This is a genomic window from Rhizobium sp. 42MFCr.1 (assembly GCF_000377185.1).
GTDB lineage: Bacteria > Pseudomonadota > Alphaproteobacteria > Rhizobiales > Rhizobiaceae > Rhizobium > Rhizobium altiplani.
Genome location: NZ_KB897820.1, coordinates 19,917 through 43,549, shown reverse-complemented (window position 1 = coordinate 43,549; position 23,633 = coordinate 19,917). Strand labels below are relative to the sequence as shown.

17 protein-coding genes are annotated in these 23,633 nt (G+C 57.8%); 15 read left to right on the top strand and 2 right to left on the bottom strand.

Annotated elements, in window-relative coordinates; translation table 11 throughout:
• Positions 1-71: 71 nt before the first annotated feature.
• Both C934_RS0104175 and C934_RS0104170 read right to left on the bottom strand, forming a co-directional pair.
• On the bottom strand, positions 72-3,233 hold the full coding sequence (locus tag C934_RS0104175; protein ID WP_026371541.1) for an efflux RND transporter permease subunit: 3,162 nt from the start codon (positions 3,231-3,233) through the stop codon (positions 72-74).
• Positions 3,230-4,402, bottom strand: a complete 1,173-nt coding sequence (locus C934_RS0104170) for an efflux RND transporter periplasmic adaptor subunit (RefSeq protein ID WP_018855440.1) — start codon at positions 4,400-4,402, stop codon at positions 3,230-3,232. Before C934_RS0104170 ends, C934_RS0104175 begins: the two co-directional genes overlap by 4 nt.
• 917 nt (positions 4,403-5,319) lie before the next feature.
• On the opposite strand from C934_RS0104170, the gene C934_RS33205 reads away from it, so the two are divergent.
• The 15 genes from C934_RS33205 (at position 5,320) to C934_RS0104090 (ending at position 23,581) form a co-directional block, all read left to right on the top strand.
• The gene (locus C934_RS33205; RefSeq protein WP_018855438.1) at positions 5,320-5,928 is read left to right on the top strand and encodes a helix-turn-helix transcriptional regulator; all 609 of its coding nucleotides are present in this window, start codon (positions 5,320-5,322) and stop codon (positions 5,926-5,928) included.
• Between the two features lie 247 nt (positions 5,929-6,175).
• Positions 6,176-7,492, top strand: coding sequence for a nucleotide sugar dehydrogenase (locus C934_RS0104155; protein WP_018855437.1), 1,317 nt, complete (start codon positions 6,176-6,178; stop codon positions 7,490-7,492).
• Between the two features lie 11 nt (positions 7,493-7,503).
• Positions 7,504-8,973: a glycosyltransferase gene (locus tag C934_RS0104150; RefSeq protein ID WP_018855436.1), complete on the top strand. Its 1,470-nt coding sequence runs from the start codon at positions 7,504-7,506 to the stop codon at positions 8,971-8,973.
• A gap of 13 nt (positions 8,974-8,986) precedes the next feature.
• On the top strand, positions 8,987-10,108 hold the full coding sequence (locus C934_RS0104145) for a hypothetical protein (RefSeq protein ID WP_018855435.1): 1,122 nt from the start codon (positions 8,987-8,989) through the stop codon (positions 10,106-10,108).
• The gene (locus C934_RS31605) at positions 10,105-11,544 is read left to right on the top strand and encodes a mannose-1-phosphate guanylyltransferase/mannose-6-phosphate isomerase (protein WP_018855434.1); all 1,440 of its coding nucleotides are present in this window, start codon (positions 10,105-10,107) and stop codon (positions 11,542-11,544) included. The genes C934_RS0104145 and C934_RS31605 overlap by 4 nt, the downstream gene beginning before the upstream one ends.
• A complete protein-coding gene (locus C934_RS0104135) occupies positions 11,537-13,057 on the top strand; it encodes a right-handed parallel beta-helix repeat-containing protein (RefSeq protein WP_018855433.1) in 1,521 nt (506 codons plus the stop codon). Before C934_RS31605 ends, C934_RS0104135 begins: the two co-directional genes overlap by 8 nt.
• A 6-nt stretch (positions 13,058-13,063) precedes the next feature.
• Positions 13,064-14,494 (top strand): MBOAT family O-acyltransferase, encoded by a 1,431-nt coding sequence (locus C934_RS0104130; RefSeq protein WP_018855432.1) that lies wholly within the window; start codon positions 13,064-13,066, stop codon positions 14,492-14,494.
• A gap of 10 nt (positions 14,495-14,504) precedes the next feature.
• Entirely contained in the window at positions 14,505-15,596 is a 1,092-nt protein-coding gene (locus tag C934_RS0104125) for an alginate O-acetyltransferase (RefSeq protein ID WP_018855431.1), read from the top strand.
• A 4-nt stretch (positions 15,597-15,600) separates the two neighbouring features.
• On the top strand, positions 15,601-16,398 hold the full coding sequence (locus C934_RS0104120) for a hypothetical protein (protein ID WP_018855430.1): 798 nt from the start codon (positions 15,601-15,603) through the stop codon (positions 16,396-16,398).
• A complete protein-coding gene (locus C934_RS31600) occupies positions 16,395-17,735 on the top strand; it encodes an alginate O-acetyltransferase AlgX-related protein (protein ID WP_083929813.1) in 1,341 nt (446 codons plus the stop codon). Before C934_RS0104120 ends, C934_RS31600 begins: the two co-directional genes overlap by 4 nt.
• A 4-nt stretch (positions 17,736-17,739) precedes the next feature.
• Complete coding sequence (locus C934_RS31595; protein WP_018855428.1) at positions 17,740-18,378, top strand: alginate O-acetyltransferase AlgF; 639 nt, start codon at positions 17,740-17,742, stop codon at positions 18,376-18,378.
• Positions 18,379-18,389: 11 nt separating this feature from the next.
• A complete protein-coding gene (locus C934_RS0104105; RefSeq protein ID WP_018855427.1) occupies positions 18,390-21,137 on the top strand; it encodes a tetratricopeptide repeat protein in 2,748 nt (915 codons plus the stop codon).
• A 64-nt stretch (positions 21,138-21,201) separates the two neighbouring features.
• Entirely contained in the window at positions 21,202-22,221 is a 1,020-nt protein-coding gene (locus C934_RS31590; RefSeq protein ID WP_198011796.1) for an alginate lyase family protein, read from the top strand.
• A gap of 97 nt (positions 22,222-22,318) precedes the next feature.
• Positions 22,319-22,564 (top strand): hypothetical protein, encoded by a 246-nt coding sequence (locus C934_RS34520; RefSeq protein ID WP_156828717.1) that lies wholly within the window; start codon positions 22,319-22,321, stop codon positions 22,562-22,564.
• 180 nt (positions 22,565-22,744) lie between these two features.
• Positions 22,745-23,581, top strand: a complete 837-nt coding sequence (locus C934_RS0104090) for a nickel-binding protein (RefSeq protein ID WP_026371540.1) — start codon at positions 22,745-22,747, stop codon at positions 23,579-23,581.
• Positions 23,582-23,633 lie beyond the last annotated feature (52 nt).

The window sequence follows — 23,633 nt, the reverse complement described above, 5'->3', positions numbered from 1 at the left end:
CTTTCAAGAACTATAGTGCTCTCTCTCGGCAGAGAACCCCAAAGTTCAGCTTTCCTAAAGAGTTGGGATTTTCAATCCGCGGCCGCCGCAGCCGGAGGTTTGCTGTCTGGATCGACCCGATCGACACCAAAAAGCTGACGCTTGACCGCTTCCCTGACCGTTTGAACGTATATATAGAGGAGTGGAATTATCAGGAGGCCGAGGACCGATCCGACCACCAGGCCGCCGAGAACCGTCGTGCCGATTGCCTGCCTGCTGCCTGCACCCGCACCTGTAGCCACGACCAGCGGCACCACGCCAAGCACAGATGCCATCGCAGTCATCAGCACTGGCCTGAAGCGCTGTGACGTGCCATCGGTCGCCGCTTCCATGATGCTCAGCCCTTCCTCCCGGCGCTTCTTGGCGAACTCCACGATGAGAATCGCATTTTTGGCGGCCAGTCCGACCAGCAGCAGCAGGCCAATTTGGGCGTAGATGTTGAGGTCGATACCACCAATCAGAAGGCTGCCCAACGCTCCCAGAACGGCCACCGTCACGGACAGCATCACTGCAAGCGGGACGCTCCAGCTTTCATATTGGGCAACGAGGAAGAGATAGGTGAAAAGGATCCCCGCAATCAGGATGATTGTTGTTTGGTTACCGGCCTGCTTCTCCTGAAGCGCCATGCCCGTCCATTCGTATCCGAAGCCGGGTGGCAGCTTTTGCGCAGCGAGTGTCTCCATGGCGTCGAGGGCGGCGCCTGTACTCGTTCCCGCGGCAGCCTGTCCGTTGATCGCAGCGGACGGGAAAAGATTGTAGCGGCTGATGGAGTTGGGTCCGTAGACGGTAGAAATGGAAAGCAGTCCCTGTAGCGGAATAAGGCTCCCCGACTGGCTTCGCACTCTCAGCCGTTGAATGTCCTCGATGCGGGTTCGAAAACTTGGTTCGTCCTGAAGGCGAACCTGGTATACGCGCGAAAAAATGTTGAAGTCGTCAACATATGACGATCCCAGGTGGGCTTGCAGCGTGTTGAAGATCGTGGCGGGCGAAACCCCGTAAAGCTCCGTGCGCTTCCTGTCGATATCGAGATAGACCTCGGGAACGTCGGCGGAAAAAGTACTGAAGACACTGGTCAATGTCTTCGTCTGGTTTGCTGCGATAATCAGGCCCCTCATGACTTCAGCGAGCTCCGCCTGGCTTTGCCCGGCCCGCGCCTGAAGTCGGAAGTCAAAACCCCCCGTCGTCCCGAGACCGGGAATTGCAGGCGGATTAAACGGCACGACCGAGGCGGTCGAAATCGCGGCGAACTCGGCGCGCAATCGGTCCATGAGAGCAAAGACGCTTTGATCTGCCCCCCGTTCATTCCAGGGCTTCAGCGCGGAAATGATCATTCCGGAATTGGAGCCGCCGCCACCAACCATGCTTGCGCCGGCAATTCCGATCGTATTTGCAACGCCCGGCGTGCGTTGAAGCACGGAACTGACGGTCGCAATTGTCTGCTGCGTGCGTTCGAGCGAAGCGGCGTTTGGCAATTGCACATTCATGAAGAGATAGCCCTGGTCTTCCGAAGGAACAAAGCCGGTCGGAAGGATGCGATAGAAACCGTATGTACCGCCCACGATGACAGCAAAAACCAGCGCGCTGAGGGCAAGCTTGCGGGCAAAGAGATCGAGCAACCGCAGATAAAACCGCCGTGAAGCATCCAGTCCCTGGTTCACCTTGACAAAAAACCGCGAGCGGCTCTCGGGGGTGGGGCGCAGCATCAGAACGCAAATTGCCGGGCTGAACGTCAGCGCGTTGATTGTCGAGAAAGTGATCGTGACCAGGATGGTGACCGCAAATTGCCGATAGAGCTCACCGGTTATTCCGGCGAGAAAGGCGACTGGCACGAAGAGGGCGGCCAGCACCAGTGTGGTGGCGACAATCGGGCCCGTGACCTGGTCCATCGTGCGCAGTGTAGCCTCGCGCACGTCGACGCCGGTTTCGCTCATGACGCGCTGGACGTTTTCCACGACGATAATCGCGTCGTCGACGACCAGAGTGACGGCAAGGATCATGGCGAACAGGGTGATTGTATTCGCTGAATAGCCCATCACGTAAAGCACGGCAAAGCCGCCTATCAGCGAAACGGGAATCGTCAACGTGGGAATGACCGTTGCACGCCAGTCCTGCAGGAAAAGGAAGACGACCGCCACGACAAGCACAAAGGTGATTGCCAGCGTAATGAAAATTTCCTCGATGGTTTGGCGAACGAAAGTGGTCGTGTCGAAAACGACCGTATATGCGACGTCGTCAGGAAACTGCTTCGACAATGTTTGCAGTTCCGCAAGGACCGCGGCTGACACGGCGAGCGCATTTGCATCCGGAGATTGATAAACGACAACAGTGGCGCTCGGCTGCCCGTTCAGGGTTGAGGCCGTGTCGTATGATTGCGCTCCGAGCTCCACCCGGGCGACGTCGCGAAGACGGACGATCGCTCCGTCTCTGTTGGTGCGGACGATTATGTTGCCGAACTCTGTCGCATCCGCAAGCCGTCCCTGGGCCTGAACCGTCAATTGCAATTGCTGGCCTGTCGGCGATGGAGGAGATCCTAGCTGGCCGGCGGATGCCTGCGCGTTCTGGCCCTGGATGGCCGCGGTCAAGTCGGATGCCGTCACCCCAAGCGCCTGCATCCGATCGGGGTTCATCCAGACGCGCATGCTGTAGACGGGACCAAATACGCTGGCCTCCCCGACGCCCGGCAGGCGTGCGATCGCATCTCGGATATTGACCGTCGCGTAGTTGCTGATGAAGACGTCGTCCTTGGTCCCCTTTGGGGAATAGACCGCAAAACCGAGAAGCATGCTCGAGGAACGACTTCTCACCGAGACGCCTGTTTGGGAGACCGCGGCAGGAAGGCGTGGTGTCGCCATTGCGACGCGATTTTGTACGTTGACTTGGGCAATCGCCGGGTCTGTCCCTGCCGCAAATGTGACCGTCAGACTATAGCTGCCGTTGTTGGTGCTCGACGACGACATATAGAGCATGTCTTCGACACCATTCACCTGATCTTCGATCAGTGCGCCCACACTGTCAGTCATGACACTGGCACTCGCGCCCGGATAACTTGCCGTCACCTGGACTTCGGGCGGGGTGATCTGCGGAAACTGCGCGACGGGTATCTGAAGGAGGGAGACGAGCCCTGCGATGATCATGACGATCGCAATAACCATCGCGAACCTTGGCCGGGCAATGAACGGCGCTGATATGTTCATTGCGGCGTACCGGATGGTGATAGGACGGGAGTGGCAGAGGTCAGGTTGTTGTCATCAGGGGATATCTGAGTGACGGTCACAGCCAAGCCCTCGGAGACATTCTGCAGGCCCTCGACGATCAGCTTCTCGCCGCCTTTCAAGCCGTCGTCCACCTCCCAGTTTGCACCTACTTGCTGGGAAACTTTTATGCGTCGAAGCGCGACCTCGTTCTTTTCATCGACGAGCAGGACAAACTTGCCCTCGCGATCCTGCTGGACTGCTCCGAGCGGCACAACCGGGCGTAGCGTCTTTTCCCTTTCCGAAATTATCACCGTTACGAACTGGCCCGGGGTGAGCAGGAGCTCCGGATTGGGAAACAGCGCTCGAATTGCCAGCGTTCCCGTTGATTCGTCGATTTCGTTTCCGAAAAACTCGATCTTGCCGGGTTCCTTGTACTGCTGACCGTTGGATAGTCGCAGGGTAGGCTCATACCGCTTTGCAAGATCGTCCTTGCTGGCACCTCCGGCAGCCGCACGCAGTTCAAGGATCGATCGGTCGCTGACAGAGAATACAACCCGGATCGGATCCAGCTCGACAATGCGAGCCAGTGTCACCGAACTGCCGCTGACGAAGCTGCCGACCGACAACTCGGCCGCCCCTATGCGCCCCTTGATCGGTGCGGTTATCCGGGTGTAGCTGAGATTAAGTTCGGCTTGGCCCACTCGCGCCTGCGCCGACATCACGGAAGCCTGAGAGGTTTCGACCGCGGCCTGACTTTCTTCCAGCGTTGCACGCGATACGGTCTGTGTGGTCAGTGACTGATTTCGCGCAAGTCGACGCTGGGCGTCAGCGAGCGTCGCCTGCGCACTCGCAAGGGCAGCCTTGGCATCTGACAAGGATATTTCCAGGGATCGAGGATCGATAAGGAAAAGGTCCTGATCCTTTTGGACGACCTGGCCTTCGTCGAAAAGGCGCTTGTCCAGGAAACCTTCGATCCGCGATCGAATATCGACGGCATTAACCGCTTCCACGCGCGCGACGAATTCGTGCTTGGGCGAAACATCTTCCACCGGAACGCTGATAACGCCAACCGATGGGGCAGTCTGTGCCACTGCACCTTGAGGCGCGGCCATCCAGGCTGCAAGCACGATCAACAGGCAGGCTGGCGGAACACCACGTGACAGTTTCATCGACCAGTCTCCAGCAGAACCGAGATGGCTTCTTCAACTCCAGGCACTTAAAAGTAGGTATCAGATCGACCGCAATTCACAAATGCTACCGTTAGTCGCTGAAATCGGCAAGCCCCGGGGCATCCAGGCTTGGAACGCTGATGGCGAGCTGACAACGATGTCGTCGCCTCAATCGGGTCGGTCCCTGTCTCGAATGCGTGGGAAGGACGGTGAAGAGCCTGGCCTGGGAGACAGCAGGCCCTTCACCAAAGGCGTGGCCCGGAGGAAGGGCTCCGCGCGTGGCCATGGCTCAAACCTCCCAATCGCGAAAAGGTTCCGTTGGCGTGAAAAATTGTCAGCAGACGCCTGGGCTCCCCGGCATGAAACGGTTTTCTTCAGCAGCCCGCTCCCGGCGATCAGAGCCGTGATCTGCATCCATATCCGTCGGCTCATCTTGATCTGGTCGTCCCGCAGCTCGGTTCCACAAGTAGGGCTGCCTGGCGCGGCATCGCAGGCCTATCGTGTGGGGAAAAGCACCCACATGGTTGACACTACTCACCGTTGCGGTCGATCAAATGCCGTCATCACAGGTTTGCCGAGGTCAGCAACTTTCAGTATCGCCGACATGTTTATGCAGCAAAAAACTGTATTTATCGGCTTTCTTTCGATAAATCGCGCGACAAAAGATGTTTATTTATCCCTTGACTTAGTAATTTAAATTCCAAACTATAAGCACTGTTCTAGCTTACTTCACTGATGTCCGGAGGCGATGTCGTATTACATCGGGACACATGCAGTAACTTCGAACTAAGCCTGGGAGGAAGTTTCGTCTTAATCGAGGAACTTTCATGGCACCGAATAAGAGCCGGGTTTCGGCTATTTGCGCATCTCCGGGACTGCCCGACGTCATAGGTTCAAGTTTGTTGGGAGATTCCTCGATGTGTTTCGTCGACACGAAACGCAAGGAGGAATCATTGGTCGATTTCATCGGTCGAACCCTTCCCACTGTTGTCATTTGCGAAGTGGCAAATGACGCTGACCTTGCAGTCGGCAGGGCCGTGCGTCGGCTGTCAAATGCCGAGCGGGATAGCTCGTTCAAGGTCATCTACGCGGTGGATCCCCTGATCGCGCGCCGGATCGACGAAATCTACGTCGATGGCATGCTAAACATCGTCTTCACCAACGACGATGATCAGCAGATCTATAAGGCGATATCGCTTGTTGCGCAGGGCGGCCACTACATCAGCGCGGCTGTCTTCAACAGCTTGTCGGCGCTCGATATTCGCAGTTTTCATTCCCTGATCAATAGCGGACCCGAGAGGATCGAGCGTCTCTCCGAGGGCAATCTCAGCGCCAGAGAGGAAATCGTGCTGAAGCTTTTTGCATATGGATTCAGCACGAAGGAAATTGCCGCCGAAATCCATGTGAGCACCAAAACGGTCGAGACATACAAGGCACGTGGAGCCGACAAGCTCAGCCTTTCCAGCCGGGCATCCATAGTAAAATATGGCGCATCGAGAGGCTGGTTCGACATATACAATACTTAAATCGCGCGCGTAATTAGAACGTACTATAGATGCTGCCGTCTATTCTACGGATCAATACAATTGCGCCTAAATATAAAATCGGATTTTCGCATTTTCCCTACATTTATTCTGTTTTTCCCGACTTCAATTCTTTTGTCACGGGCATAACATTCTCTTGCGCCTGACGAGACTCGAGACTTGCCTAAAAAGCAGACGCTGCTGAATTCCGCAGCGAGAGTTTTTAGTGATCGTAAAACGGGGACATGACATGAGAATAAGCATTATTGGCATCGGATATGTCGGTGCCGTTTCGGCTGCCTGTCTCGCGGAGGACGGTCACACTGTTGTCGCGGTTGACACCGATCCCTCGAAAGTGGCCAGACTCAATGCGGGTGAGCCGCCAATTGTCGAAGCTGGACTGGCGACGCTGCTGGCCCGAAACGTCAACCGTGGACGGCTCTCGGCCACGATAGATGTTTGCGCGGCAGTGGCCAATACTGACATAACATTCATCTGTGTAGGAACACCCAGCGCCGCCGAGGGCTCAGTTGAGCTCAACTATGTCAAGCAGGCGTGCAGCGATGTTGCCGGTGCCTTGCGCAAAAAGAACTCATTCCACTCCGTTGTCCTGCGTTCCACGATTGTACCAGGGACAATGGAAGAGACCTGCATACCGATCCTCGAGATGGTTTCGGGCCTTACGGCAGGAAGGGATTTCGGGGTTGGCTATTATCCTGAATTCCTTCGTGAAGGTACGGCCATCGATGACAATTACAATCCGGGCCTCATCGTTTTTGCCGCCCTCGATTCCACGACTGAAAACATCCTGCGCGAGTTGAACGCTAGGCTTGCCTGCGTGTGCAGCGTCGTGCCGCTGTCGACCGCGGAAATGATCAAATATACCAGCAATTCGTGGCGCGCGGCCAAGATCACTTTCGCAAACGAAATCGGCAACATTGCCAAGAGCTGTGGGATCGACGGCCAGTTGGTCATGAAGGTTCTCTGCTCCGACAGCAAGGTGAGCATGTCGCCCTATTTCATGCGACCGGGATTTGCTTTTGGCGGTTCCTGCCTGCCAAAGGATGTGCGCGCGCTGCGTCATGTCGCGCATAAAGGCGGTGTTGCGACGCCAATGCTGGATTCGGTCCTTGAGGCAAACACTCGCCAAATCGAAAGAGCCGAGAATCTCGTCCACAACAGCGGTGGCAGATCCGTCGGAATGGTCGGAATAAGCTTCAAGGCAGGGACGGACGATCTGCGGGAGAGCCCGCTTGCCGAGCTCGCATCACGGCTGATTTCCAAGGGCTTCGGCCTAAAGGTCTACGACCCGAGCGTCCGTGTTGCCTATCAGAGCGAGCTTGGTGGATCTGGGCGCGGCGACGGCAAGGTTCCCGACCTTAAGGAACGACTGGTTGCCGGGATCGAAGAACTGATCGACGAAGCCGACGTTCTTTTGGTCGGCAATCGCTACGAAGAGACGATCGAGCCATTGGCAAGGGCTGCCGTGGCCAAAAGTCTTGTCGACCTCACGCGCCTCCGGCCGGATTTGCGGTCAGGTGGCTTCTACGAGGGTATTTGCTGGTAGGAGAGACCCGTATGCTTGTGCTTGGTCACATCCTCTACATGCTAGTGTTCGTGAGTATCGCGATTGCCGTACCGACCCACCGGCTTGCTGAGAATGCCGGCCTGGCGCTGACAATCGGCACGCTGGGTATCTGGCGTTATGGCTGGGGTGCTGTGAATTTCGCAAGGGCGAAGCTCTTCATTCACTTCGCGCATCCAGCCCGACGAGCAGCTGCAGTCCAGGAATACGAGGCACGAAACAGACCGGCTCACGCCTTCTTTGTCGTCACGAGCTACAAGGTTGATGTCGCGGTAACAGTACGTGTCTACCGCGCGATTTTTCGGGCTGCAGCCGCATCCCGGGGCGGCGCCACTGTCGTTGCCTCTGTCGTGGACGTCGCTGACGAGCGTTTGGTTCGGCGAATATTTTCGTTGATGCCACAAAACGCGAGAGGCATTCATCTGATCGTTGACCGGATACCGGCGACCGGCAAGCGCGATGCCTTAGCTGCTTCCTTGCGTATCCTTTCGAGGCAATGCCCCACAGACAATGACATTGTGGTCTTCGTCGACGGTGACAGCTGCCCACCGGAAGATGTTGTGGAGGCATGCGCGCCCTTCTTCGTTGATCACCGCCTGGGCGCTGTTACGACCGACGAAGATTGTGAAATCAGCGATTCAAAGCTCTTTCGCGACTGGTTCAAACTGCGCTTCACGCAGCGCCATATGATGATGTCTTCGATGGGGCTATCAAGGCGCGTCCTGACCTTGACCGGACGCCTGTCGATATTCCGTGCGTCTCTCGCCTGCAATGCCGATTTTATCGAGAGCATTCAGTACGACTCGCTTGAGCACTGGCGTCTTGGCAACGTCCCCTTTGTCACCGGTGACGACAAGTCGACGTGGTTCTGGCTGTTGAAGAACGGCTATGAAATGGCCTACCTGCCCGACGTGCGCTCTGTTTCGATGGAAAGCCAGCCGAAGCCGGGGTTCGTGGATTCCGCTGTGGCATTGATGCTGCGCTGGTTTGGCAACATGCTGCGAACCAATGGCCGAGCATTGGCTCTTGGGCCAAGACGCATTGGCTTGTTCACCTGGTGGTCGCTACTGGACCAGCGCATCTCGATGTGGACTACCCTCTTCGGCCCGGTAGCGGTGCTCATGTCGACACTCTTCGTCAGTCCGCTCGTCCTGCCGATCTATGTCGCGTGGGTGATGTTCACGCGCTACATAAACTGCTGCCTGCTGGCGACATTCCGACTGTCCTTCCCGATATCCTATCCGTTCCTTCTTTATTTCAGCCAGATCTGTGGGGCGCTCGTCAAAAGCTTCGTGTTTTTTCGTCTCGATCGACAGAGGTGGACACGTCAAACAGCCGAAGCCTCACACCGCATTCCATCCGCCTCCGAGCGCCTTCGCGGGCTCTCATCGACCTACGTACACATCCTCGCAAGCGGGTGGCTGTTGTTCGCTGCCTTTATGATTTCAAGCGCCAAGATCTGATTTGGAGTTTCTCATGACGACATTTGATCAACGTGAACACAGTGATAGCCCGCCGCCAACAGACGCGGAACGCGACAGTTTGCTCGATCTTGCCGATGGCAACGAACATCCGCGCGTCAGACTGCCCTTCTCGGTGACCATCGAAGGGCGATCATATGAGGGCTCCGTGCTGTCCATGGTCGCAGCCCGCGTGACTGGAATCGTCGGAGCAAATTGGCCGGGCGCCCACAAATTGGCGATCTTTCGCTTCAATTTTGGGAGCTTCTGGATGTCTCTTCCAATCGACGTGACGATTTCCGCTGCTGACAGCAAGACCGGAGCAGTTACTCTTCGGTATCGCGATCCGACCGGCCAGCACATGCCGCAACTGCGTTACATCCTGAATTCCTGGCTTGCTGGCGACCACGTCGACGTAAACGGGATGCTGGTGGCCGAAAGCAGTCTGCCGAAAGGCAAAAATACCGCACACAAAGTCGCCCAGTCTGGCTCATCACGCCTTTCGAAATTACTCGGTACATGCGTCGTCGCAGCCGCGTCGGCTGCGCTATTTGTCTTTGCAGCATCGATGCTCAGTGAGCGCCTTTTCGTGACGGACGTCGAGGCACCGGCGATTGCTTACAGGCAGGGTTCGACGATGACCGCAACAACGGGCGGTCAGCTCGATTTTATCGACACTCATGCCGCAGTCGGCAAGCCCGCATATTCGATCCTTGCGTCAACCGGCGTTGCGGTAACGGCTACGATGCCTTGCGACTGCGATGTTGAGACAGCCGGCCTTGCGAAGGGTGGGACCGTGATTGCCGGTCAGCCGGTTCTCTTCGTCAGCGAGCCGGGAGCGCCGATGATCGTTCGCACGGCCTTCACGGGCTCCGACTTCCGCCATATTGCGGACGGCGCGAAAGTGACGATTGAAACCGCCGATGGCGGCTCCGTTCCTGCGAAGGTCGAAGTTGATCGCGAAGCCATTGGCGATGGCCAATCCGCATCGGTAGTTCTGGTTCCACTGCAACCCGTGTCCGGATTGCAGCCAGGATCACCTGTTGCCGTCCGTCTAGACGCTACCCCGCAATGGCTGCGAACCATTCGCAGCGGCATCTCGTTTGCGGCCGAGCAAACCGTAGGAGGTGCACAATGAAGCACATACATCCCCTTATTCTCTGCGGCGGCTCCGGGACGCGTCTCTGGCCGCTGTCCAGGGCTCATCAGCCGAAGCAGTTTCAGCCCATTAACGGCGACGGCACGCTGACGTTCTTTCAAAGCACCGTTCAGCGCCATCGCACGCAAATGTTTTCTGATCCGATCGTGTGTGTGAATGCGCGGCACGTGGGAACGGTGGGCCGTCAGCTTCGTGAAATCCAATGCAAAGCCAGCATCCTGACGGAGCCGGTAACTCGAAACACCGGGCCGGCCGTTCTTGCCGCCGCGCTTTACCTTATGGCAGCCGAGCCTGATGCCGTTCTCATTGTCCTTCCTTCCGATCACGTGATTCAGGGCGACCTGAACCGTGTCATCGCGCGGATGCACCGTGCGGCTTTCGATGGAATGATTGTGACGTTCGGTATCCATCCGACCTATGCGGAAAAGGGATACGGCTACATCATGGATGGCGGCGAGTTTGACGATTATCCCGGCCTTCACAGGGTTGAACGCTTTATCGAAAAGCCGAGCGTCAATGTTGCACAGTCGCTGATTGACACCGGCTTTGCGTACTGGGCTTCCGGTATCAGCATGTTCCGGGCGGATAAACTTGTCGATGAATATCGACGGTACGACCCAGCCACACTTGATGCAGTCACCCGCGCATTGGCGGCGGCTTCGCCGTTGGCCGCTGAAACCGGGCTGCTTCTGGAAGAGCATTTCTTTGCGCAGGCCGTCAGCCAGCCGACGGAAATGGCTGTGTTCGAAAAATGCAGGGATATCGCGCTGGCCCCAACTGTAATCGAATGGGACGACGTAGGAGGATGGACCTCCGTCCATTCGATCGGGTTGAAGAACGAGAGCGGCAACGTCACATCGGGCGACGTTGTCTTGCTGGACACCCGCGGCTCTCTGGTCCGCGGCAGTGATCGCCTGGTTGCCGTGGTTGGCATGAATGACGTCGTCGTCGTTGATACCGATGACGCCCTGCTGGTCACCAACAGGGCCAGTGCGCAGGATGTCAAGAAGATCGTTGAACATCTCGTTTCGCTCAAGCGCCGCGAAGTAGAAAGCCACCGCAGTCAGGTCACGGAATGGGGCGGCATGAAGACCATGCAGGCGGGTGCGGGATTTGCAATGGACCTGCTGACGGTTGATCCAGGAAAGCAGGTGACCCTGATCGGGGAAGAAGGCGTGTCGCGGGTGCTCGTGGTGATCCGCGGCAGCGTCAGCGTGAATGGCAACCGGTCTCAGGAACAGCTCACCCCCGGCTTGTCGGCGATGATCGATTCGGCAACGAGCGTAACGCTTTTCAACAATGCAGATGGTGCTGCGGAAATCGTCGAGATCAGCTGTGGAACGGTGATGGCTGGCGTCGTCGCGCCATCTCTGACACCGTTCGCGACCGGCGTGAGGATGGCCGACTATGCCTAGCTGGTTGAGGGTAGCCTCCCTGGTCGGTGCGATAGCAGTTGCAACGTCGTCATCGGCGACGGACGCCGGACCTGCACAGAAGCGGCAACCGCTCCTGGCCCTGGCACAGGACGCCCGTGACCTCTCCGTCGCGGCGCCTGATGTCTTCCAGCGCGCTGCGGCCTTTGGCGACGTTCACGCGCTCCCAGCACTCAAACAGCCAGACAGCGTCCCTGCTTCAAGTCGCCAGAAGAGGATCAGCCGATCTGCTGTCGACATTCTTGTGCGCCGCATCGGTCCATCAGCCGGCGCCGGTTTCATGGAGACGGTTCTGGCTGCGCAGCCGCCTGACGGGATCGGTGCGATCGTCATCGAGAGCGGCTCGTTCCGGCTTGGCGATGTCAGGCGTGAACTGGAAGCGCTTGGCCACGCCGGACATCTCGAAGCAACACCTGGTGGATACATTGCACACACGCCAATCTTCATCTGGAATGGCGCAGAGTTGAAGATAACGCCCGGCGAAATTCTCAAGATGGACAATGCCAAGGGCGCGTTCATGGTGAACGCCGGTTCGCTCACGGTTGATCATGCAACATTGCAAGGCATTGGCCGGGGCGCGTCGACATTTCGATCCTTCGTCCTGACCACATTCGGCGGCACCACAACAATTGATCGCAGCAATCTCGTCAGCCTTGGCTTCGACGCGTCAGCTGAAACCGCAGGCATTGCATTCGCCCGACAGCAATTTGCGAATGCCGCCAGGCCTTCGATCGTGCAAGGCAGTCTGTTCCAGGATGTCGCGGGCCTCAGCCTGATCGACGTCAACGGCTTGAATATTCTGGGTAATCGCTTCATTGACAGCCCAACGACAGCAATCATCCTCAGAGCTGCCCGCGACGTGCACATCGCCGGCAATATTATCGTCGGCGACCTCGGCTCGCATGGCATCAAGGTGATGAGCAGTTCGAGCGGCGTCACGATCAATGACAATCTCGTCGTGGGCGGTGCGGGCAACGGAATTTTTGTGACCGGTGGCGCGACATCGGTTGCGATCTCCAACAACATCGTTGCCCTGTCGGCTCTGACCGGCATCGGTGTCGATACAGCAGCCTGCGTCACCGTGCAGCAAAACGCTGTCATCAACAATGGTTCCAAGGGCGTTGCAATGCGCACCGCACTTCACAGCCACGTTCGTCAAAACCACCTCGCAGGCAACGGCTTTGCGGGCCTTTCGGTCGACGACCAGTATCACGGCATGCCGCTCGAAGTATCCCGCAATGCGTTTAGCGAAAACCGAGCGGGCCTGGCTGGGTCAGGGGTCGGATCCGTGGTTCTGGTGGGAAATGATTTCGACAGGCAAATGCCGCGCCTCGGCGTCGGTGAATTTGCCGGTAGCGTCGGCCAGTTGCTGGCGTTCGACGCGTCAAGGCAGCCTGGCGAATTTCGCCTGGCGGGAAAAACAGTCGACAATCAGCCAGCTCTCGCGGCGTTTTCCGCTGTCGACCTTGCTGCCTGCGCAGGAAAGGAGGAATGAATCCAAATGGTATTCTCCTCCGAAGTCTTCCTGTTTCTCTTTCTGCCAGTTTTCCTGGCGGTCTACTATTTGACGCCCATGCGGGGCCGCTCCGTCACCATCCTTTTGGGATCCTATGTCTTCTACGCGTGGTGGCGGATGGACTTCCTTCTTCTTTTGTTCGGAACGACCGTCTGGGTTTACACCTTTGCGATCCTGGTCGAGCGCAATCTCGGTAGCCGCCATGCCAAGCTCTTCCTAACCATTGGGATTGCCGGGTGCCTGGCTGTGCTCGGCATCTTCAAATACCTGAATTTCTTTATCGACAGCTTCGCCGAGTTGATGGGAACCGATGCGCAGGGCCTTGGCGTTCACTGGCGCCTCATCCTTCCGATCGGTATCTCTTTCTATATCTTCCAGTCGATCAGCTATCTGGTCGACGTCTATCGGCGTGACACGCCTGCAACCCGCAATTTCATCGACCTGGCCGCATATAAAGCCCTCTTTCCGCAGCTGATAGCAGGCCCCATCTTGCGCTTCAGGGATCTCGCCGGCCAGTTCCAGTCGAGGCAACATACGCTCGAGAAGTTCACGGACGGCACGTCCCTGTTCGTCATAGGCCTTGCAAAGAAGGTGCTGCTTGCCGATCCCATCGCGCCCATTGCCAACACCGTTTTTGCAAGCTCGCATCCGACCATGGCGGAGGCCTGGCTCGGCGCGATCGCCTACGCGATGCAGCTGTATTTTGACTTTTCGGGATATAGCGACATGGCAATCGGTCTCGGGCTGATGATCGGTTTCCAGTTCAGACCAAACTTTGACAACCCCTACATCAGCCGCAGCATAACCGAATTCTGGCGTCGCTGGCACATCAGCCTGTCGAGCTGGCTTCGTGACTACCTTTACATTCCGTTGGGCGGCAGTCGGCTCGGCCCGACGCGCACCTATGTCAATCTGGTTCTGGTCATGCTGCTTGGCGGCCTGTGGCATGGAGCAAACTGGACATTCGTGCTTTGGGGTGGATGGCACGGCGGATGGCTTGCGCTTGAGCGTGCGACTGGCTGGAACAGGATCGCCGACACCAGGTGGATCGCCCTGCCAGGGACCTTGCTTGTCGTGTTGCTAGGCTGGGTGATGTTTCGCGCCGACAGCGTGGCCGATGCTTTTGCCCTTTATGGCGGCATGCTCGGTCAAAACGGGCTGGGAATTCGTGCCGACACGCTCCTCGATATCACGCATGAGGCAATGTTGACGCTGGCCGTTGCGTGTTTCGTGGTGGCCATCGAGCCGATGATGGGATCGCTCAGGCAAACAAACATTGCAGCACCGGCAGGTGACGGCGCCGCCGTGATGCGCCAGCCGATCGTCATGCCGCTGCTGCTTTCCTTGCTCGCCACGGTCACCATTCTGAAGCTCGCGGAATCCAGCCAGACTCCCTTCCTCTATTTTCAATTCTGAGGGTGGTGCCATGTTTGAACGCGCTATACCGATTACAAAATTCCTGCTTCCCGCCTTGCTGTTCGGCTATGCGGCCTTCGCCAATGTCGACATCCGAGATAAGATTGCCGGCGCCTTTTCACGGCTGCCAACCGATGGCGGCTCGCTGAGCCACGGCATGCTCGGAGACGGGCTCGACGCGCTCTACAAGACTGAGCTTCCCCATCGGGAACTCGCGTTCGATCTGATCGGTGCAGCAAGGTACATGGTCCTCGGGGAAGGCCGCCGCGGCGTTATCGTCGGAAAGGAGGGATGGCTGTTTTCGGACGAGGAATTTCGCGGTGCCGGGAGCGCTGAAGCCGGTATTAGCGACGCCACACGGGAAATAGCCAAGATCGCGGCGTCGTTGCGCTCACACGGCGTACGCCTGATTGTTGTTCCGCTTCCAGCCAAGAACGATGTCTATCGCGAGCACCTTGCAGATCCTCGTTACGCCGAGATTTCCCGGGATCGCTATCTGGACTTCACCCGGGCGATGGCTTCGGCGAATATTGAGTTTGTAGACGCAAGAGCGGCGCTTCTTGAGATGAAGTCGAGGGGAACCGTTTTTCTGAAGACCGACACGCATTGGACGCCGCTTGGTGCCAAGGCCGTCGCCGACGCTACCGGCGCCAGGGTGGGTGTTTCCCCCATGGCGCAATATGCACTGAATGATGCCCCAGCCGAAGACGTGCGGGGCGACCTGGTCAAATTCGTCACCGGCAGGGCGCTTGCGGCTGCGATCGGGCTGGCAGATGAAAGCATCACGCCGCAAACAGCGTCGCAAACCGGGTCCGACGCGCTAAATGACATTCTGGCAGACGAGAGCTTTCCAACGGTTCTGGTCGGGACAAGTTACAGTGCCAACGAGGCTTGGTCATTCGCTTCTTATCTTGAAGCGGCACTGGGGTCGAACGTCCTCAATGTCGCCGAGGTCGGTCGAGGACCGGTTTTTCCAATGCACAAGTTCTTGTCCAACGCAAACGGCACGAGTTGGCCAGAGACAGTCATATGGGAATTTCCGATCCGCTACTTGACCGATCCGGCGTTGTGGAAGTCGGACGATCTAAAGACGAAGGAGTAACAGGATGCTCAGGACCGCGAGTCTGATCGCTCTTGGCATCGCGATATGCATCGCTGGCAGCGACGCTGGCGCGGTTACCCAGTCGGGCGCGGTTACCCAACCCAAGAACACCAAGGTCGAGACCAGGAAATCGAAAGCCGACGATCGGCGTTATCGACGCGGGTTTAATCAGGGAGTAACGCGCACCGATCAGCTCGACAGCGCCCAGCTTCAGGGAATTCGCAAGCGCATGATTGGCCACCGGAAAGTGTCCTACAGGGAGCTTCAATTGTTGGCGGATCGTGGCGATGGCCTGGCAGCGCTTTACGTCGCAAAACGGCTTTCGACAAATCCCGCCCATAACGCGGATACCATTCACTACTATACAATCGCCTGCACCACCGGCAGGGCGGGTGCGGTTGCACCGCTTGCAAGACAGCTCAAGAGCGCCAGCGATGGTGTCAGCAAGGTCCGCCTTGACCAGGCAGAGGCGACACTGCTTCAGCACGCCGCGCGCAGGAACCCCGTCGCCATCGACGCGCTTGTCAAATTCTATGCCGCCGGGGAGCCGTTCGGCACCAACCCGCAGGAAGCCGAACGACTGCGACGCGAGGCCGCAAAGGGTGGCGACAGCAAAGTCGCGCTTGATTTAGCCATCGCGATGATCTCGGAAGGCCTGCTGGACGAAGACGAAAAATCCGAGGCCCGCAGATATCTGGAAATCGCCGAAAAGTCACCTGAACTGAGTGTCAAGACCGTAGCCGCGGCGGTGCTCCGGCAACTCGACGCTGCGCCCGTCAACCCGATCGAGGTAAGCCAATGAGGTATCCTCTGACAAGATCGTCGCGGTGGCCCTGCGCTGTCCTATGTGCACTTGGCGTTTTTGTGCTGGCCCATACCGCCAAGGCGGAATCAAACTTCGGCTGTGCGAACCTTGAGACCGATAAGCAACTGAGCGTCGTGGAAGGCAGGCAGGGGTATTTTTATCGGACGATCGCGGATCTGCGAATGGAGCAGCAACTTTCCGAGCATACGGCCAGTCAAATGGCCGCACTCTCGGAGGCTCTGGAAGCAGGAGGAACGACGCTCGTTTATGTGCCAATTCCGACAAAAAGCCTGGTGATGCCCGAGTATCTGCCGCGGGAGGCGGGCGACTATGGTTTTGACTATGACGTGGCAAAGCGCGTCTATGACGATGTCATCAAGCGCCTTCGCGACCACGGGGTGGTGACGGTCGATGTTCTCGGTGCGATGAAGCGCGCAGGAGGCCAGGAGCCACCGTTCTTTCAAGCGGACTTTCACTGGACCTCTTCAGGAGCTCGCGCAGCGGCAGATGGGATTGCGGCCGTGATCCAGCAACTTCCGGGTGTCAATGATCTCGCGAAGGCTTCATTCGAGACCAAACCCGCAGGGCGCCAGGCAATCATCTCAACGATGCGCCGCCTGCTGCAGGCAAACTGCAAACAGGCCCTGCCGTTGCCGGAAACCGATGCATTTACGACGACTGAGGTGGCAGCCGGAGATGCCGGGCTCGATATTTTTGGAGACGGCACCTCGAAGGGCGCTGTAGCGCTGGTGGGAACGAGTTACTCGGATCTGGCTGCATCGAACTTTGCGGGCTTCCTCTCGCAAGCGCTCTCCTCCCCGGTTACGAATTATTCGATCTCGGGCGGCAATCAGTTCGGATCAATTACATCCTATCTGACCTCGAAGACCTTCGCGCAGTCGCGACCGCGCTTTCTCATCTGGGAAAACCCGATCTACAACAGTCTCGGAAAATTTGGTGATGCGCCCCTGCTCGAGCTGAGAACGGCGGCTGGCCAGAGTTGCCACGAGATCGAGCCCGACGAGATTTCCACCGTTGGCGACAGTACTCTCGAAATCGCCCTTCAAGATGGCGGCAAAATCCCGGATTCGGCAGTAATATACGTGTATTCCGGCGATGACCGCAGTCGACAGGCAACCCTGCGCTTCCAATTGAATGACGGCCACATGTTCGAGAGCAGCATCCGGCGTGCGGACAGGATGATCTCCACCGGGCGGTATTACTTTCCTGTGCGCTACTTTGGAGTACAGGCATCGCAAAAACTGAACCTTGAGTTTGATCGCATGTCGGCGAAGGAAGTGTCGGTCGGCATCTGCAACACAAGAGGAGGATAATCTGATGGATAGGGCTCGTGCCTTTGGAATATTCGCCGCAGGAACTCTTCTGGTTGCCTCAACCTATTCAGCTGGGCTGGCCCAGGACTCTGGCCTCTACGGCAAGCCGATGGATCCGAATTCCTCCTTCATTCGAGTTCTTGACGCAACTGCCTCTTCAGCCATCATTGCGGGGGCATCCATCGAGAATTTTAGCGATGGCGTCTCACCCTACGTCAACGTAAAGCCGGGCGAAGTAGAGATGTCCCTGGGGGCCAAGACAGCCAAGGTGACGGCCGAACCCGGAAAATACTACACATACGCCGCCCTGGCAGATGGGCAGACGAAGCTTTACACGGATGCGGTCAAGGACGATCCGTCGAAGGCACAGGTTTATCTCTACAATCTGAGCGATTTGAAAGCGGTGGATCTCGTGGTTCCGGCTGCCAAGGCCACCGCACTGAAGGCAGTGGCGCAGGGAGAGGCTCAAAGCGTATCGCTGAGAGCACCACTGAGCTTGAGCTTTGCCATCCAGGAAGGCGGGAAGACCGTAGCGGAAACCAGCAAGGTGGATCTCAAGAGGCGCTCGGGCTTCACGATTGTTCTTTCCGGCAGCGCCGGCAACTACCGCGTCATCGCACTAGAAAATTACTTGAACCAATAGGAGATCCAATCGTGACCGGGCGTTTGCGTTTCTCAGTTCTGTGGATCAGCCATCTCGGTGTGGCAGCGGGCGTGTGTGCCGTTTTGGGGGCTGCATCCGCTGCTGCAAAGCCGGTCGCCGTTGAGTTTCTGCCTCCGGCGATCGAGTTGAAGCCCATTTGCGAACAGCGCTCACAGGACAGCGATGTCGTCGGTCGCTGGCTTGCCTGGGACAGAAAGGCGCTGCCGAAGCAACAGCCTTGGCTTGTTCTGAGGGAGGCTCAGCGCCTGCGCGACATCGACCCGCAACAGTATTTTCCGATCATAAAACGGATGATCGAACTTCTGCCCACGATCGACCCCGGAATGAAGGCAGACGATGTCGCCGCTGAGGAGATTACACTCTACCTGCGCGCCGGAAAGACTGACGAGCTGCGTCAGAGCAAGATGGTCGAACAGCTGATCAATCGCGCAGAGGCGAACACCCCGAAAAGCCTTTATCTTGCTGCTGAACTGATGCTTGATGGTGTAAGCGCAAAGCAGGATGAGAAGAAGGCCCTTTCCTATCTCGTGGCAGCCGCCTACGGCGGCAACCCGAACGCCCTTCTGGAGCTGGCCAAGAGAAATCTCGAGGGTCAGCAGATCCAGGGCTGGAGTGTCGATCCGTCGCTGGCCGTAACGATGGCCTTTGGCGCGATGGTTGGTAAGCTCGACAACGGAATATGTGACCGCGTCACGCGGATCGCGCGGGAGTACGAAAAGGGAGAGGTGGTCGCCGCCGATCGCCGTATTTCTGAGGCGTGGTTGCGGTTTGCGGCCGATCTCGGAGATGGAAACGCCGCCTGGAATGTTGCCCGTTACCATCTCGACAGCTCCGAGATTACCAAGGACAACAATCTGCTGATCCACTATCTCCAATTTGCCGCCGACAAGGGCGTGGTTGCCGCGCAGTCTGAACTCGGGCACCTCTATGAGGTCGGGGCGATTGTTCCAAAGGATCTGGCCAAGTCCGAGTATTACTATCAGCTTGCCGTCGCCGCGGGTCATCGAAACAGCCTGATCAAACTTGCAAATCTCTACGAAGACACCGATCAGCAGGGGGCGCGCGAAAAATACCGCCACGCATTGAATGAACTCGCTGCACTCTCGGACCCACCAGGCTGGACTTTTGCCAAGCTTGGCAATCTCGCCATCGAGGAAAGCGGCTACTGGCGGGCAGAGAAAACAGCGACCGACTTTTTCGAAAAGGGCGCCGAGCGCCGGGATATGACATCAATCCGCAGTTTGGCTCTGATCCGTCTTCAACACAGTGCCACCGACGGTCAGTTCGACGAGGGCATAAATCTGCTTCTCGAATTGCTTGATAGCTATGGCCGGACGGACACGATGGCCGACCTTCGAGATGCCTACCTTTGCCATGCCCCCGACGGTCCGCAGATCGAGAAGGCCCAATACTGGTCGGCGAATGCAAAAGAGGCACTCAATGCCGGGTGGTCCGTCAAGACCATCGGAGATCTTGTCGAGCATCCCAGCACCGCCGAAACGGCGAGCCTGCAGTCGGGCGCCTTGAACGGGCAATCCAATTTCATCGCGGGATATCTCTGGTACCTCAAGACGTCGAAGGCTACCCCCGAGGCGATCGGCGAATGGGAAAAACGCGTTGCGCAAAATCCCGACGCGAAGACCGCCTACGCAGTTCTAATGCTGCAGGCTGATGACGGCGTAGACAACAAGAAGGCTGCCTTGAAAATGCTGCTGGAAGCGGCGCAAGCCGGCGGCCGGGGCGCAAGGACAGCCGCCGCCGATCTTATCCTGACCTCTTTTGGTCAAGACGCGAAACTGGTTAAGACGGCGGGAGATTTCCTTCATGCCGAAGCGGCAGGCGGATCGGGAGCCGCCATGCAGCTTCTTGCAACAAAGTCGGGCCCGTCGACATCGGCTGCCGACGTCTACCGGGAGTATAGCGACGCTATCGAAGCCCGCGGTGATACGGAGGCAATGATTTTTGCGGCCGGGCAGGTTTCCGACGTCGAACAGAAACGGAGTTATCTTGCCCGGGCGGCGGGTAGAATCGATTGCTCTTTCGACTCGGCACTTTCGATGGCCAGCGCCTATTTCTCCTTCAATCAGGCGGCGGACGCCGTCAAATGGATGACGGTTGCAGAGGCGTTTTCTGCAGGAAAGCCGTGGAGATCAAGACTGCTCGGCGAGACGTTCCAGAGGATCCCACAGCCCGATATGCAGACCAATGCCATGCGGCTGTTTGAAGTCGCGGCATTAGGCGGCGACGCAAAGGCCCAGCAGTATCTGCTGAAGGCCTACCTGGACGCCGCGGGCGCCAATTACTCCCAGGAAAAAGCGGTCGACCTGATGGTGGCCACGATCAGCAAGGCTTCGCCTGCGCAGATTCTTGACAGCTTGTCGCGGCTTGAGAGGTCACACAAGGCCATACAACAGCAGGTGTTGGCGCGCGTGAACCTGGCGACACTGTTTCACGATGCTGCTGCAGCTGGCGATCCCGTTGGCATGAGGGAATTTGGCAAGCTCCAGCTTGCCAGGATGGACGGTCCCGAAGACGCGGTGGTCGCCCAGGATATGTTCCAAAAGGCAGCCGGCAAGGGCGACGTCGAAGCAATGGTGCTGCTTTCCAGAAATTACGCGTTCGGTATCGGCACCACCCCATCCCTCTCGCTGGCCAGGACGTGGCTCGAAAAGGCGGCAAGCCTGGGCAACAAGGAGGCGAAGGAAATGCTCGTTGTCATGACAATGAAGGCCAATTGACATGCAAACCATTCGGTTTTGGAGACCATGCGAAGGTCACGTCGATCGGCGCCGAAAGTGGCAGTTGCCATCTATCATCATGACAATGGGCCTGCTTGCTGCACCGCCCTTCGCGTTGGCGGCCGTAAAGTGCCCAAGCATCGGAAAACCTGTGGTCAGCCTGGAGTTGGGCAGCCGATATGAAAGCAATGACAAGTCTCGTTCCGACATCGACGAGAATGCAGATGCGGCCGTCGACAAGGCGTTGAAGCCGATCGACGTCTATGTCAGGAGCCTGGCAAATCTTTCCGACCAGTCGCCGAAGGCTTCGACGCGGGACGAAACGAACCGCTGTTTGTATCGTGCGCTGTCGAGTTGGGCGGATGCCGGCGCACTTTCCGACCTTGGCACGCTCAATGCCAAGCTTGCGATCTCGCCGCGAGTGGCGGGAATGGCAATATCCTACCACGACGCAAAGGCCGTCACGCCGCCCGACGACGAACAGAAGAAGGCGATCGAAACCTGGCTTCAGGCTCTCGGCGTGGAGCTCATGACATTCTTCGACGAAGACGCGCCGAAAATGGCTTCGCGAAACAATTTACGGGCCTGGGCAGGCCTCGCCGTCGGCCAGATCGGTGTGGCGACAGACAATGACCAGCTTTCCAGTTGGGGTGCAAAAACGAATGAGATGGTCATCTGCTCGGCAGACGATGACGGCGGACTGCCCTTGGAGATGAAGCGGGGCGACAAGGCGCTCCATTACCAGCTTCATGCGGTGGGTCCTCTTGTCGTCAATGCGGCACTCCTCAATGCGAAGTTCAACGACAGTTTCAACGTATGCCAGGGCAAGCTCGACCGGATCGTTGATTTCACGCTGTCCGCACTCCAGAAACCAGAGCTGGCTGCGGCCAAGGCAGGCACTGAACAGACATTTTCGACTGGCAAGGAAAAACTCGAAGCCTTCCAGATCGCATGGCTGGAACCCTATCTGAAGTTTCGGCATAGTGAGAAAGCGACACGGCTCGCCGAGCGCTACCGGCCGCTATCCAATTCGAACCTCGGCGGAAACTTGACCAGTCAGTATTCCGCGAAGTCAAAAAAATGAGTGCAGGATAGCTGGAACGCCCTCCTTTACCACGACTGACGGTCAAAGGCGGGCCTGCAACCTATCCTCAAAAAACCAATCGAATAGGGAGGTCGCGTTGAAAAAGCACCTGGTATTTGGGATCGCGTTCAGTGCCGTGGCCGCACTCACCTTTAATCCGGTTCTTGCTGCTCCGCCCACTGCCCCGCAACAACAAAGCGGATATGTTGCGCCTGACAGTCAATCCAGGCTAAGTCCGAAGGCCTGCGCAAAGCTGATAGCAAAAGCGAAAAACTCAGGCAAAAGCAACGAAATCATACTGAGAAGAAAGATGCGGCTTGAGGCACGAGGCTGCGTTTTCTGACGCCGGCCAGCGTCCATATTTCCGCCTCGATCTGCGGTGTGAATATCCCGCAGCCGGCCCCTGTCAGCAAGGCGTCCTGGCACTCCCGCTGACGCGCCACCATCCCCTCAGGTGGACCTGACGGTGCCAACGGCGTAAGATGCCGCCAATGCTGAGGGGCTCTCCGAAGGACGCACGCACGTGGCTATCTTCATGGACCGGCATGATCTTGCGGGGACATCCGCCGAAGACATAGCCGAGGCGCATCGCAGGGATCTGGCGGTCGAGGATCGGTATGGGGTGAAGTTCCTCACCTATTGGTATGACCAGCGGCGCGGAACGGCGTTCTGCCTTATCGATGCGCCGGACGCCGACACCGCGCAATGCGTGCATCGCGAGGCACATGGATTTGTCGCCGGTGAAGTGGTCGAGGTGGCGTTGTCGGCGGTCGAGGCATTCCTTGGGCGCATTCACGAGCCCGAGCAGAAGGCCGGCCAGCCCGGTGCCGAAAGGGATGCCGGGCACAGGGCGATCCTGTTTACCGATATTGTGGGCTCGACGGAGATGACATCACGCCTTGGCGACCGCATGGCTGCGGAACTGGTGCGAGCGCATGATGCGATCGTGCGCCGTTGCCTGGCACAATGCGAGGGTCGGGAAGTAAAGCATACCGGCGACGGGATCATGGCCTCGTTCGTTTCGACGCACGCCGCCGTTGGCTGTGCCATGAGCATCCAGCGCGAATTCACCAGCTATAACAGCGGAACGCCGGAACCCATTCACGTTCGTATCGGCCTTGATTGCGGCGAGCCCATCGAAGACAGCCACGATCTCTTCGGCTCGACGGTGCAGCTCGCCGCTCGGCTCTGTGCGGCAGCCGGTGTCGATCAGATACTCGTATCGGAGAATATCTTCAGGGAACACGGAGCCTCCGATCTTTTCGCCAACGCAGGGCGCCGACGTCTCAAGGGCTTTTCGAAGCCTGTGCTGGCATTCGAATGCGCCTGGAGCGACGCCGAGGGAGTTCGGTCGGAGTAGGAATCGCAATGTCGATGTCGGCGCCGCAGGCAGGTTCGCTCCGAATGAACGC